Source organism: Nonomuraea lactucae, assembly GCF_003313395.1.
Taxonomy (GTDB): Bacteria; Actinomycetota; Actinomycetes; order Streptosporangiales; family Streptosporangiaceae; genus Nonomuraea; species Nonomuraea lactucae.
In genome coordinates, this window is sequence record NZ_QNFZ01000279.1 from 1 (window position 1) to 12,279 (window position 12,279).

Consider the following 12,279-nt stretch of genomic DNA (forward strand, 5'->3'; position numbering starts at 1 on the left):
GCCGCGCCGCCCCGGTGCACGTGTTCAGCGCGTCGCCGCGCCCGCCCGTCACGGGCAGGCCGACCGCCGACAGCCTCGACCCGGAGTCGCTGCTGCGCGGCAGGCGCAACGCGCCGGCCAAGGGCTGGCGCCGCCTGATCTACAAGGCGTCGGGCGGGTGGATCAAGCCGGGCGAGCCCCCGGAGGCCCGCCGCCGCCGCGAGCTGCTGGCCAGGGCACGCACCCCGGTCGCCACGGGCCACCACCGCGTGGCGGTGCTGAGCCTCAAGGGCGGGGTGGGCAAGACCACGACCACGGTCGGCCTCGGCGCCACGCTCGCCCAGATGCGCGGCGACCGCGTCATAGCGGTCGACGCGAACCCCGACCGTGGCACGCTCTCCGACAAGCTCGTGCTGGAGACCTCGGCGACCGTACGCGACCTGCTGAACGAGCGCGACCAGGTCAAGAGGTACGTCGACATCAGGGCGTTCACCTCGCAGGCCCCGTCGCGGCTGGAGGTGCTCGCCTCCGACCGTGACCCGTCGGTGTCGGAGGCGTTCAGCGGCGCCGACTACCAGGCCGTCTCCCAGGTGCTGGAGAACTTCTACTCGATCTGCATCACCGACTGCGGCACCGGGCTGCTCCACTCGGCCATGGGCGGGGTGCTCGGCCTGGCCGACCAGATCGTGCTGGTCAGCTCCCCGTCGGTGGACGGCGCCAGGGCGGCCTCGGCGACGCTCGACTGGCTGGAGGCCCACCACTACGCCAACCTGGTGAAGGACGCGACCGTGGTGCTGTGCAGCGTCAGGCCGCGGTCGAAGTCGGCGGTGGACATCAAGAAGCTGGAGGCCCACTTCGCGGCCAGGTGCCGCGCCGTGATCCGCGTGCCGTACGACCCGCATCTGGAGGAGGGCGCCGAGATCGACCTCGACCGGCTGCAGGAGGCGACCAGGGACGCCTACCTGCGACTGGCCGCGTCGGTCGGCGACGGCTTCGCGGGAAGCGCCGACGACGCCTTCGCCGACGGCCCGGTGGGCGGCCACGCCGCAAACCGGGAGTGAGCGGAGGGTGTGGGATTCGAACCCACGAGGCCATCGCTGACCTGGCCGCTTTCAAGGCGGCTGCACTCGTCCACTATGCGAACCCTCCAGTGCGCACACCACCATAGCGGCTGCGGTGGCACGGGTGTACGTCCAGCGGTGTTCGCGTGCACCGGACGGTGACCCGGTCGCGGCGTGCTAGCCGTCGAGCTGGGAGAGCAGCCACCGCGGCCCCGCGGTCTCGGCCCCGAGGCGGGTGACGCGCTCCTTCAGCCCCCGGTCGGCCGTCACCACCAGCACCCGCTCCCAGGGGCGTGCCCGCCGCACGACCTCCGTGATCGCGTCGTCGCCGCTGCCGGTCGCGGCGACGACCTGGATGCCGGGCACGTCGGGCACCCTCTTGGCGGCGCCCTCCACGACCGCGACGATCCGCGGATACCATTGCGCGAGCACCGGATGCGTCAGCCGGAGCCCCGCCACGTCCTCCAGCAGCCGCGTCGCCGCCCCCAGCCGGTCGCGCCACCAGCCGTGCTCGGCGCGGGCGCCCACGATGTTAGCCACGTCCAGCACCAGCGTCTCGGGGGCCAGCTCCGGCTGGATCGTGCCCCACGTCTCGGCGAACCCCGGATGCAGCCTCCTCCCCGTGATCTCCGGCAGCGGCAGCCACCGCAGCTCGGCGCTCTCCCGGTTGGCGGGGGCGACGGCCAGCAGGCCGGGCGCCTCGGCGATCACGGTCTCGAACGCCCAACCGCCGTGGTCGTCCACGTAGACGCCTCGCACGCGCAGCTCGTCGCCGGGCAGGGCGGCTTCCTCGCGCGCCTCGCGCAGCGCTGACGTGACGGCGTCCTCGTGGCTGTCACGCGCGCCGCCGGGCAGCCCCCAGGTGCCGCCGTGGTGACTCCACCAGGACCGTTTCTGCATCAGCACGTGCGGCACCCCGGCCTCGTCATGGTGCACGGCCAGCAGCCCCGAGGCGCCGTGGATTCCCCAGTGCCTGTGGCCCCGCTCGCACTCCGCCCAACCGTCGCCGTCTTTCGCAGCCATGACTCAGATTCTCGCAGCCTCGCCCCCCGCCGCCCGCGGGTCGGCTCCCGGTCGCGGCGGGCGCGCGAGTGGCGCGTCCCGTCAGCCGCTCGTGCGGAGGATCGCGGACAGGCCGAACTCGAAGCGCTCGTCGAAGGACCCGCCGAGGTGTTCGAGGACCCGGTGGAGCGCGGGGTGGGACGCGGGGGTGACCGCCCGGGCCAGCCGCCCGTCCAGGTCGTGTGGGGCCGCCTGCTCCTCCTGGGTGAGGCCGAGGGTGAAGTAGATGATCGTCCAGGCGTTCCAGGCGGCCTCGCGTCCGTCCATCCCGCTCTCCAGCAGCGTGCCGACCAGCGTCTCGGCGAAGCGGAGCGTGTGCGGCTCGGCGGGGTAGGTGCCGATGACCAGCGCGGCGCCGTCCCGGTGGGCGAGCAGCGCGCGCCGGTAGCGGCGGGTGAGGTCGCGGGCGCGCTCGTCCCAGGGGCCGGGCAGGCCGTCGAGCGGGATCTCGCCCATGACGGCGTCGGCCATGAGTTCGAGCAGGCGGCCCTTGGTCTTCACGTGCCACAGGACGGTGTTCATCCGCACGCCGAGCCGGTCGGCGACCGCCCGGCTGGAGACCGCCTCCAGTCCTTTCTCGTCCAGCAGGTCCAGCGCCGCGCGGACCACCGTGTCAGGCGTGAGCCGCCGGCTCCGGCCGTCGTTCCCTTGCGTCTTGGTCACTGACCTAGTTTACTGCTTCCCAATGATTGGTCAGCGACCAAGGAGGAACGATGGAGCAGCAGGTCGTCATCGCGGGAGGCGGTCCGGTCGGGCTCTGGCTGGCCGCGGAGCTGCGGCTGGGCGGAGTGTCCGTCACCGTCATCGAGGAGCGCACGGAGCCCGACCCCCGCTCCAAGGCGCTCACCGTTCACCCGCGCACCATCGAGATCCTGGCGTCGCGCGGCGTCCATCAGCCGTTCCTCGACGAGGGCGTGCCCATCCCGGGCGGCCACTTCGGGCTGCTCGACACCCGGCTCGACTTCCGCGTGCTGGACACCCCGTTCCCGTTCACCCTCGCGCTGCCCCAGGCTCGAACAGAGGAGCTGCTCGAACAGCACGCGCTCGCGCTGGGCGCGCGGATCCGCCGGGGGCACCGCGTCACCGGCCTCGCCGAGCGCCCCGGGTCCGTGAACGTGCGGGCCGAGGGGCCTGACGGTCCGTACGACCTGGAGGCCGCGTACGTCGTGGGCTGCGACGGCGTCCGGAGCACCGTGCGCGTCGCCGCCGGGATCGGGTTTCCCGGCACGCCGTCCACCGTTCTGGGCTGGCTCTGCGATGCCGTCCTCGACGACCCGCCGCCGCTCGGATTCAGCAGGTTCGGGGCCGACGGGACGTTGCTGGTGGCGCCGCTGCCCGGCGGGCTGCACCGGCTGGTCGGCATCGTGCCCGAGGACGTCCGCGCTGACTGGCCCGGCGACCTCACCCTGGACGACGTACGCGCCAGGGCCGTCGCCGTCGCCGGCCGCGACTTCGGCATGCGCGACCCCGTGTGGCTCTCGCGCTTCGGCAACGCCACCCGGCTGGCCGAGCGCTATCGCAGCGGGCGGGTGCTCCTCGCCGGGGACGCGGCTCACCAGCACTTCCCGGCCGGGGGCGTGGGCATGAACGTGGGCATCCAGGACGCGGCCAACCTCGGCTGGAAGCTCGCCGCAACCGTCCGCGGGCGGGCCCGAGGCGATCTGCTGGACACCTACGAGGCCGAGCGGCATCCCGTCGGCGCCGATCTCATCGAGGGGAGCCGCGCCCAGGTGACCCTGATGACCGGCTTCTCGCCGGACGGCCTCGCCCTGCGCTCGCTGCTCGGCGGGGCGATCGCCACCCAGCCGGCCTTCTCCAGGCATCTGGCCGAGCGCGTCACCGGGCTCGCCGTCTGCTACCCGCCGGCGGATCCGGCGGCCCACCCGCTCACCGGGAGCCGCGCCCCCGACCTGGCCTTCGACGGCTCCGGGGAGAGCCTGTTCTCCCTGCTCCGTCCGGCCCGGCACGTGCTGCTCGACCTCATGGGACGACCTGGTGGCCCGCCCCCGGGGCCCGAGCTCACCGTGCACTCCGGGGCGCCTGCCGGGCATCTGGACGGCTGGTCGGGGGTGGGAGCGGCGCTCATCCGGCCGGACGGCCACGTCGCCTGGGCCGGCGCCGAGCCGGACGCCGCCGCGGTCGCAGCCGTTCTCGGCCACCGGCCCTGACGCGGTTCGGGGGCCACCCGGGTCAGTGGCTGTGCGGCGAGGGGGCCGCGATCACGATCAGCACGGTCGCCGGGCGGGAGCACCTCATGCGGTGCGCCTGCTCGCCCCGGAAGTGCGCCGCGTCACCCGCGTCGAGGGAGTGCCGGGACGTGCCGAGCTCCAGCGTCACGACACCGGAGAGCACGTAGACCCATTCCTCGCCCGGGTGGCTCTTCGTCGTCACCTTGCCGGCCTCGGGATCGAGATCGAGCCTGATCACCTCCAGCGCGCCGTCCTCCAGCCTGCCCGACAGGCTGGCGAACAGGCCCTCCGGCCGCCGGTGCGCCTGGGCCGCCGCGCCCCGCACGATGACGGGGTCGCCGTCGTCCTCGGCGAGGAGGTCGGCCAGCGTGGCGCCGAGTGCCCGGGCCAGGAGGACCAGCGTGCCGATGCTCGGCTGCCTCGCCCCGCTCTCGATCCGCGAGAGGTGGCCGGGAGAGAGACCCGCCTGCTGGGCGACCTCGGCCAGGGTCAGCCCCTTGGACCTCCGCAGCCCGCGCATCCGCTCGGCGATGCGCCGTTCGACTTCGATCTCCTCGGCGGTGCTCACGCGCACAGCCTAACCGGTTTGCCTATAAGGCAAACTTCATGCCTCAGAGGCTTGACTCCGTAGCGTTCGGAAGCGAACACTTGGGGCCACCCGTACGAAGGAGTCACGCATGAGCCTGACGTTTCCGGCCGCGCCGGTCTTCTCCTCCGTGGAAGAGGAGCGTCGCCATCGCAAGCAGCGGCTGGCCGCCGCACTGAGGATCTTCGGCAAGTACGGGTACGACGAGGGCGGCGCGGGACACGTCACCGTCCGCGACCCCGAACGCCCCGACTGGTTCTGGGTCAACCCGTTCGGCCGGGCCTTCTCCCAGACGCGGGTCGCGGACCTGCTCCTCGTCGACGAGAAGGGCGACGTCGTCGAAGGGAGCCGGCCGGTCAACCGGGGCGCGTTCGTCATCCACTCGGCCATCCACGACCTGCGCCCGGACGTGGTCGCGGCCGCGCACGCGCACTCGGTCCACGGCCGGGCGCTCGCCGCGCTGGGCGGGCCGCTGCGCCCCGTGGTCCAGGAGGCCTGCGCCTTCCACGGCGACCACGCGATCTACGACGAATACAACGGGCTCGCCCTGGAGGCCGAGGAGGGGCGGCGGATGGCCGCCAGGCTCGGCGCGGGCAAGGCCGTCATCCTGCAGCACCACGGCGTGATCACCGTGGGGAGCAGCGTCGACGAGGCCGCCTACTGGTTCGTCAGCTTCGACCGCTGCGCGCAGATCCAGCTCCTGGCGGACGCCGCGGGGGGCGCGCGCGAGCTGCCCGCGGGCGAGGCGGAGATCGCGCACCGCCAGTTCGGCAGCCCGAAGATGGGCCACCTCGGGTTCCAGACCCTCTTCGACGACATCGTCCACGCCGAGCCCGAGCTGCTGGAGGAGTAGACCATGGCCACCTACCTCCTCGTCCACGGGTCCTTCGCGGGCGGCTGGATCTGGTCGGGCGTACGCGACCTGCTCCAGGACGGCGGGCACCAGGTGCGGACCCCGACCCTCACCGGCCTCGGCGAGCGCGCGCACGAGGCTGAGCGCACGACCGGGCTCTCCACCCACGTCGACGACGTCACCCGGGTGCTGCGCGGCCTGGACGACGTCATCCTGGTGGGCCACAGCTACGGCGGCATGGTGATCAGCGGCGTCGCCGAGCGCGAGCCGCGGCGGATCCGCTCGCTGGTCTACCTCGACGCGTTCGTGCCGGAGCGGGGACAGAGCTGCTTCGACATCCTGCCCTGGCTGCGTGAGGCCCTCGCACCCGGCGAGACGGACTACCTCATGCCCCCACCGCCGCCGGAACTGCTCGGCGTCGAGGAGCCGAGGTTCACGCCCATGCCGCTCGGCACCCACACCGAGCCGAGCGCCGCGGGCTTCCCCGAGCTCCCCAGCGTCTACGTGCACTGCACGGGGCAGCCGTTCTTCGCCGAGGTGGCCGCGGCGCTGGCGGTACGCATGCCCGTGCGCACCCTCGACACGGGCCACCTGCCCATGCTCACCGCCCCGGCGGCGACCGCCGCCCTGCTGGCCGGACTCGAACCCCACGCCGAAACTCCCCAGCGGAAGGAGCACCGGACGCCATGACCCTGACCCGGCACAACCCCCCCGGCCTGTTCCACCCCGCCGCCCTCAACCCGCCCGGCATCGACCTTCCCGGCGGCCTCATCGCCCAGGCCGTCACCGCCTCGGGAGCCAGGACCGTGTACGTGTCCGGTCAGGTGGCGCTGGGCCCCGACGGCGCCTTCCACGGAGAGGGCGACCACGCCGCGCAGGCCGCGCGGGCTTTCGCGAACCTCAAGACCGCCCTGGAGGCCGCCGGAGCACGTGGCGCGGACGTCGCCAGGATGACCATCTACGTGGTGGATCACCGTCCCGAGCTGGTCGCCCCGATCTTCGCCGCCGGGCTGGCGGTCTTCGGGGACGACTGGCCGGTCACGGCGAGCGCGCTGCTCGGGGTGGCCACGCTCGGCCTGCCGCACTGGCTCATCGAGATCGACGCCGTCGCCGTGCTGCCCTGACCGCTGCCCTGACGGCTGCCCTGACCGCTGCCCTGACCGGGTCCTGGGCGCCGGCGCTCAGGCCTGGACCAGGGTGATGACCCCGGCTGCGACGAGGGCGGCGGCCCACATGCGGTCCACGTTGAACCAGGCGCGGCGCAGGATGGTCAGCCCGGCGAGTTCGTAGACGATGACGGCGACGACGCCGGCCACGGCGAACATCGCCAGCGTGTGCAGCACCGCCAGTCCCAGGCTCCCGTACAGGGCATGCCCGGCATGCCCAGCATGCCCGGTGTGCATGCCGGTGAACAGCGGGATGAGCATGAGTCCCGCGCCGTGCGCCGAGGACATCAGGAAGGACCAGGCGGCGAGCTGGGGCAGCGACAGCCGCATGCCGACCCAGCGGAAGTGCCGCTTGGACAGCAACCGCCACAGGCCGAATCCGACCAGCACCGCTCCACCGGCGATCGCCACGGTTCTGGCCGTGGTGAGCGAGCCGGTCGCGCTGATCACGATGGCGACCAGCGCGACGGAGGCCAGGTGGCCGGCGGCGATCGCGGGCAGTGAGGCGAGCAGCTTGGCCCGGCTGCGTTCCTGCAGGCCGCGGGCGACGGCGAACAGCCAGCCCATGGCCGGGTTCAGCCCGTGGAAGGCGCCCAGCAGGAGCGCGGCCGTGACGCCGGTAGCGGTCACGGGTAGCAGTAGGAGTCGGAGGAGGCGTCGCCGCCCTGCAGCCGCACCTGGTGCGGGCGCAGGCCGCGGAAGTCGTCGCCGTGCGGGAAGAACCGCTCGTCGAAGGTGAAGGTATCCGTGTCGATCTTGGCCATCCAGGCACCGACGCCGTCGGGGTAGAACTGGTCGTCCCACGATCCGTACAGGGAGTTGGTGAGGAAGACGCGCCGGCCGTCCCTGCTCACCTCGACCATCTGCGGCCCGCCGCGCAGGGCCAGGTCGGGCGCCGCCGGGTGAGGTTGGTTGCGGACGATCCCGCCGGCGCGCAGGGATCCGATCTCGACGGGATTGAACGGGTCGCTGACGTCGTACTGCTTGATCTCGCCGGTGCCCCAGCAGGAGACGTACAGCCGCTGGTCGTCCACGGACAGGTCGATGTCGGTCACCAGCGGCGGCACCGCGCCGAACGGCTTGAGCACGTCGGGCAGATCGTCGGGGTCGCCGGGCTCGGCGGGGATCTGGATGACCTTGCGCGCCTGCCACCCGCCGTTGTCGCGGTACCAGGTCCACACCGAGGCCGACAGATCCTCCACGCTGACGACGACGCCGGCGAAGCCGTAGGTCTTGGTCGGGTCGTGGGCCGGGCGTAGTTCGAGCGTCATCTGGTGCTGGTCACCGAGGTCGACCTCCTGCAGGTGGCGGCGCTTGCGCAGGTCCCAGAAGTGCAGCCGGTGCCCGTACTTGCGGCCCAGCAGCAGCTCGCCGACCACCCCGTCCTCGATCATGGACGGGGTGCCCCATTCCGAGCTGACCAGCACGTCGTGGTTGATGTGCCACCAGAAGTCGTAGGCCAGGTACTGCGGGCCCCGGTCTTGCTCCCACCGGCCGAGCACCTCGAACGACTGGTGGTCCAGGATCGCGATGCCTCCCGGCCCGTCCTGGCCGTTCGCGCCGCCGAGCGCCGAGACGTACAGGCCGTCGGGGCCGCAGTGCACGGTGTGCGGCCGGGAGTAGCCGGCTCGTTCCGCCAGCTCCTGCGGCTCGATCACCTTGACGACCTCCGGGCTGATCCGGTCCTTGGTGTCCAGGATGTAGATGCGCGAGGAACGCAGCCCCGGCACCACCAGGTAGCGCCGTTCGATGTGCGGGTGCGGTGCGTTGGGGCACAGTGCGCTGCTACAGGCGTTCCACCCGAAATGGTGTAGCTCGTCACCGATGTAGGGCAGGTCTGTCCAGCCCGCCACCCCGCCGTAACCCGGCGAGGACGGATCGACATCGAGCACCGCGATCGCATCCGGACGGGCCGCCTGCCGATCGAACGCCACGACATAGGCGTACCGCTCGGCCGGCGCCGCGGCGGCATCACGCGGAGAGGGGTAGAACGTGGGATCCGGCGTCCAAAGTGTCATGCTTTCATGCTCTACGTAGCACCCAAACAGTCAGTCAATAGGTGGCCCCGGGTTTAGGCACGATTTCGCTATATAGCCGTCGAGTCACCAGGGACCGTGGTAGGCGAGGCCTACGGCTAGAGCGCCCACCGCCAGCGAGAAGTACACGGCCCAGGCGCCGAAATGGTAGTCACGGGCCCGTAGGTGGGCGCCGAAAGCACCGAGAAAGTACAGCACGAGACCAGCGGCTGCCAGCGTTCCCAGTGTCGGCACGGCTAGTCCGGCCAGCAACCCCAGCGCGCCCGCCGCCAGCAGCGCGCCGAGCGGGAGCGTCCAGGACCGGGGCAAGCCCATCTTGTCGGCCTGGCTCTTGGGGGCCTCGCGCAGTGACAACCCCTGGCCTTCTCAGGGGGCTGCTCGAACCCGCGTCAGTCAGCTGTCGCTCTCGCGCGGCACCGTGTCCCCGGCGTCCCCGGCGGCCTGCTGAGGTGGCGACGGGCCATCAGGTCGTGCCGCGTCCCGCTCGGCAGGCGGCGCCCGTCCGGCGTCGGCGTCCACGGACTGGTCCAGTTCGTGGCGGGTGGCGTACGTCTCGACGAGCGAGAGCAGCATGGCCATCACCGGAACGGCCAGCAGCGCCCCCACCACACCGAACAGCGACGCCCCGAGGATCACGCCCGCGAAGGCGACCGCGGGATGGATGTCCACCGCCCGCGCGCTGATCTTCGGCTCCAGCGTCAGGTTCTCGACCTGCTGGTACAGCACCCCCCAGGCGAGCACCGCGATCCCGACCCACGGCCGGGGCGAGGCCAGGCCCACCACCACCGGCAGGGCGATGGAGATGTAGGTGCCGATCGTGGGCACGAACTGGGCGGCCACCCCGGTCCACACCCCGAGCGCCAGCCAGGACGGCAGGCCGAGCAGCAGGAACACCAGGGTCGACGTGGTGCTGTTGATCGTGGCCAGGATGAGCCTGGACGAGACGTACCCGCCGGTCTTCGCCATGGACACGTCCCACACGCTGATGAAGACCTGCTGCCCCCGGCCGGGCAGAAGGCGCGCGATCCACAACCGCAGCCGCGGTCCGTCCGCGGAGATGTAGAACGTCAGGAGCAGCATGCCGAACATGGTGAACACCGCTCCCACCACCGTCCCCAGCACCCCGAGCACGCCGTTGAGCACGTCCTGCGCGTACCCGGCCGCCTGCTGAGGGCTCAGCTTGATGGAGGAGAGGATGTCGGCCACCTGATATCTCGTGCCGAGGCGGGCGTTGAGCCACTCGACGGCGCTGGTGACAACCCCCGGCAGCGCCCGCAGCAGCATCGCGGCCTGCTGCACGAACAGGCCGCCGAACAGGATGAGGAAGATGAGGATGACCAGCACGAACAGCGTCATCACCACAAGCGAGGCCGTGGCGCGCCGCATGCGCCTGGACAGGCGGCGCACGGCGGGCTCCATCGCCAGCGAGATGAACCAGGCCACCACCAGCATGACGATCAGAGAGCCCGCGTCGACCAGCACGAAGCGTATGAAGAGCGCCAGCGCGACGAGGGCCGCGATGACGAGTCCGGCCCGCCAGACGTTCGCGGGCGAGAACAGCACCCGCACCGAATGCGCCTCGTCGCGCAACTCCGTCAGCTTCTTCATGGCCCGCCCCCGATCCGCCAAGGTGCGTACATGCTCCGCGACGGGAGTTCCCCACGCCATCAGCCTTCCCGGGTGAAAAGACAAATCCCCACTGACCTGCCAGAACATTGTTCTGGCAGGTCAGTGAAGGGCGTCGACGGGTTCCTAGGCATCCAGTGAGGGCCCGGCATGGCTGGATTGACGTGCCAGCGACGCCGGGTGACCTACCAGGGCGGCTGTCACCACTTGTAATCGCCCTTCTGCTGCCCGAACCGCCACTGCTCATTGACGGGCGAATGATTCTTCTCCCATATGGGCTTGCAGTCGGCCATCCCGGTCCTGTTCCCGTAATGCGCGAGCTGCCTGCACTTGTTGCCGGCCATCGTGAAAACGTTCCAGTGGTAGTAACCGTTCACGTTGCCGTCCGGTACGGTGTACCAGAGCTGCCCCTTGTCCGCCCGGTTCCTGTCGCACTTGCTCATGTAGGTTTTCGAGATTTGGTCGGTGTCCAGGCACCAGGTGCCCCCGCCGACGGGATCCACGGTCTTTCCGTCTCCGTAGACGAGCAACCGGGCGTCGATGGTGTGCTCATCCTTGGACGGCACCACGACTTCCCGCCACAGCCAGTAACCTTCCTTGCACGGGAGCACGATCACATCTCGGCCGCGCGGGACGAGGCAGTGACCGGTGGCGGACTTCAGTTGGTGCCCGTCGGCGGTGGTCCGCGTGCCGGCCGCGGCCTGTGCCGGTAGGGCGGCGACCGCGGGCAGCACGGCCGCCGCTATGGCACACCCCGCGAGGATGCTCGTATGTCTGCGTATCATCGAATTCCTCCAAAGCAGCCGAGCCCGTATGAGAGAAAGCCCAGCTGAGACCAGAGACTACGAGCGCAGAACATACTCGGGGTTCCTAGCCAGTTCCCTGCCCATTTCCTGTCCACTGTGCTCGTTCGCCGGTCGGCCCGGCTCGCGCGGCGCCCGCCGGCGCGCACGGTCGACGCCGCGGGAAACCCCGGAGACGTCGAGAGACAGCGGTGACCCCGCGCGGGCTCTCAGCCGCCCGATTTCGAGAAGTGCTGGTAGTCCTTGGTGCCTGACCAGTAGCCGCCCCATTCCCAGCCGACGGCGGCGAAGGTGCGTACGACCTTGTCGCCCGGGTTGATGACGCCCTTGCCGCGCATCGGCCGCTTGGTGAACTGCTTGGCGTTCTGGTGGGCGGTGCCGCCGTCGGCCGTGACGTACGGGTTCTCGCGGGGGTTGATGTCCACGGCCTCCCCGTAGGCGTGGTTGGACCAGTTGCTGGAGCCGGTCGCGGCGCGGCAGTTGAAGGCCGAGGTGTTGTCCGCGTCGATCGAGTCGAAGTCGTCGCCCCTGTAGACGTCGACGAGCTCCATGCGCCTGATCGGGTAGCGCATGTCGTACAGCTTTCTGAAGGCGGTGACGATGTCGTCGGAGACGGTCTCGCGGACGACCAGCTCGCCGGTGTGCGCCTGGCCGTCGAAGCCCCAGTAGGTCATCGTGATGAGCCGCAGGTCCTTGTGGTGGACCGGGCAGCCGGGGCGCCAGGAGTGCGGGAGGCGGTCGCGGGCGATCCTGGTGACCTCGGCGGTGAACGACGGCGCGACCGTCTTCTCCGGGGCGGGTGGGGTGGGCGTCTTGACCGGTGACGGGGCCGAGGACGCGGCCGGGCTCTGGGTGGCGCAGGAAATGGAGGCGAGCACCACGATCGCCATGGTGGCAGCACACTTCATCCGCCCACCA

General features: G+C 71.3%; 13 protein-coding genes, 1 tRNA gene and 1 pseudogene. 5 read left to right on the forward strand and 10 right to left on the reverse strand.

What is annotated here, in order from left to right; all coding sequences use genetic code 11:
• Positions 1 to 1,040 (forward strand): MinD/ParA family ATP-binding protein (locus tag DQW85_RS18715; protein ID WP_162795106.1); only part of this gene is annotated, 1,040 nt, incomplete at its 5' end.
• 1 nt (position 1,041) lies between these two features.
• On the opposite strand, the gene DQW85_RS18720 is transcribed toward DQW85_RS18715, so the two are convergent.
• The 3 genes from DQW85_RS18720 to DQW85_RS18730 all read right to left on the reverse strand — a co-directional run bounded on the left by DQW85_RS18720 (position 1,042) and on the right by DQW85_RS18730 (position 2,765).
• Positions 1,042 to 1,128, reverse strand: a tRNA-Ser gene (locus DQW85_RS18720).
• An 89-nt stretch (positions 1,129 to 1,217) separates the two neighbouring features.
• On the reverse strand, positions 1,218 to 2,063 hold the full coding sequence (locus tag DQW85_RS18725) for an NUDIX hydrolase (protein ID WP_113701592.1): 846 nt from the start codon (positions 2,061 to 2,063) through the stop codon (positions 1,218 to 1,220).
• Positions 2,064 to 2,144: 81 nt separating this feature from the next.
• On the reverse strand, positions 2,145 to 2,765 hold the full coding sequence (locus DQW85_RS18730) for a TetR/AcrR family transcriptional regulator C-terminal domain-containing protein (RefSeq protein WP_240197267.1): 621 nt from the start codon (positions 2,763 to 2,765) through the stop codon (positions 2,145 to 2,147).
• 50 nt (positions 2,766 to 2,815) lie between these two features.
• Between DQW85_RS18730 and DQW85_RS18735 the strand changes: the two genes are divergently transcribed.
• A complete protein-coding gene (locus DQW85_RS18735) occupies positions 2,816 to 4,270 on the forward strand; it encodes an FAD-dependent monooxygenase (RefSeq protein WP_113701593.1) in 1,455 nt (484 codons plus the stop codon).
• Between the two features lie 22 nt (positions 4,271 to 4,292).
• Here DQW85_RS18735 and DQW85_RS18740 read toward each other — a convergent pair whose 3' ends face one another.
• Positions 4,293 to 4,859, reverse strand: coding sequence for a helix-turn-helix domain-containing protein (locus tag DQW85_RS18740; RefSeq protein ID WP_162795107.1), 567 nt, complete (start codon positions 4,857 to 4,859; stop codon positions 4,293 to 4,295).
• Between the two features lie 103 nt (positions 4,860 to 4,962).
• Here DQW85_RS18740 and DQW85_RS18745 point away from each other — a divergent pair.
• The 3 genes and pseudogenes from DQW85_RS18745 to DQW85_RS18755 all read left to right on the forward strand — a co-directional run.
• Positions 4,963 to 5,730: pseudogene (locus DQW85_RS18745) on the forward strand (class II aldolase/adducin family protein); the annotation flags it as partial.
• A 3-nt stretch (positions 5,731 to 5,733) separates the two neighbouring features.
• On the forward strand, positions 5,734 to 6,420 hold the full coding sequence (locus DQW85_RS18750; protein WP_113701596.1) for an alpha/beta fold hydrolase: 687 nt from the start codon (positions 5,734 to 5,736) through the stop codon (positions 6,418 to 6,420).
• Positions 6,417 to 6,854, forward strand: a complete 438-nt coding sequence (locus DQW85_RS18755; RefSeq protein WP_113701597.1) for a RidA family protein — start codon at positions 6,417 to 6,419, stop codon at positions 6,852 to 6,854. Before DQW85_RS18750 ends, DQW85_RS18755 begins: the two co-directional genes overlap by 4 nt.
• A 57-nt stretch (positions 6,855 to 6,911) precedes the next feature.
• On the opposite strand, the gene DQW85_RS18760 is transcribed toward DQW85_RS18755, so the two are convergent.
• The 6 genes from DQW85_RS18760 to DQW85_RS18785 form a co-directional block, all read right to left on the reverse strand.
• Positions 6,912 to 7,526: a hypothetical protein gene (locus DQW85_RS18760; protein ID WP_113701598.1), complete on the reverse strand. Its 615-nt coding sequence runs from the start codon at positions 7,524 to 7,526 to the stop codon at positions 6,912 to 6,914.
• Complete coding sequence (locus DQW85_RS18765; RefSeq protein WP_113701599.1) at positions 7,523 to 8,914, reverse strand: selenium-binding protein SBP56-related protein; 1,392 nt, start codon at positions 8,912 to 8,914, stop codon at positions 7,523 to 7,525. Before DQW85_RS18765 ends, DQW85_RS18760 begins: the two co-directional genes overlap by 4 nt.
• 84 nt (positions 8,915 to 8,998) lie before the next feature.
• Complete coding sequence (locus tag DQW85_RS18770; RefSeq protein WP_113701615.1) at positions 8,999 to 9,247, reverse strand: DoxX family protein; 249 nt, start codon at positions 9,245 to 9,247, stop codon at positions 8,999 to 9,001.
• A 78-nt stretch (positions 9,248 to 9,325) separates the two neighbouring features.
• Positions 9,326 to 10,540, reverse strand: a complete 1,215-nt coding sequence (locus DQW85_RS18775; RefSeq protein WP_240197268.1) for an AI-2E family transporter — start codon at positions 10,538 to 10,540, stop codon at positions 9,326 to 9,328.
• Positions 10,541 to 10,758: 218 nt separating this feature from the next.
• Positions 10,759 to 11,292, reverse strand: a complete 534-nt coding sequence (locus DQW85_RS18780) for a hypothetical protein (protein ID WP_113701600.1) — start codon at positions 11,290 to 11,292, stop codon at positions 10,759 to 10,761.
• 278 nt (positions 11,293 to 11,570) lie between these two features.
• Positions 11,571 to 12,269 carry a M15 family metallopeptidase gene (locus DQW85_RS18785; RefSeq protein ID WP_240197269.1) on the reverse strand — a complete coding sequence of 233 codons (699 nt, stop codon included), beginning with the start codon at positions 12,267 to 12,269 and terminating at the stop codon, positions 11,571 to 11,573.
• Positions 12,270 to 12,279: the final 10 nt, after the last annotated feature.